This is a genomic window from Desertibacillus haloalkaliphilus (assembly GCF_019039105.1).
GTDB classification, from domain to species: Bacteria; Bacillota; Bacilli; order Bacillales; family KJ1-10-99; genus Desertibacillus; species Desertibacillus haloalkaliphilus.
In genome coordinates, this window is sequence record NZ_JAHPIV010000448.1 from 1 (window position 1) to 355 (window position 355).

General features: G+C 45.6%; 1 protein-coding gene. It reads left to right on the forward strand.

From position 1 onward, the window contains the following. A partial coding sequence (locus tag KH400_RS22740; RefSeq protein WP_217228519.1) for a condensation domain-containing protein occupies nucleotides 1-355 on the forward strand: 355 nt, incomplete at both ends.

Genomic DNA, 355 nt, shown 5'->3' on the forward strand with positions numbered 1-355 from the left:
ATTCCGTTGTGATGAGGAAAGATGCACGTTTGTCTTTAGTTTTCATCACATTTTAATCGATGGCTGGAGTTTGTTCAGTTTTATTCAGGAATCCTTTGCGCTTTATCGCTCTCTTGTGGACGAACGAGAGATCAGTCTTTCTACAGTCCGTCCATATAAAGATTTTATCGAATGGCTGCAAAAGCAGGATCAAGAGAAGGCGCAAGAATTCTGGCAGCGTTATATGTCAGGCGTAGAGGAAGCGACACCGCTTCCAGGAGACGGCGAAGAACATGCTTTAGACCAAGAAGTAAGCATGGCGCAGTCCAGCGTCAAATTGACGCCAGAGATGCAGCAGAAGCTGGAGAAGATGACT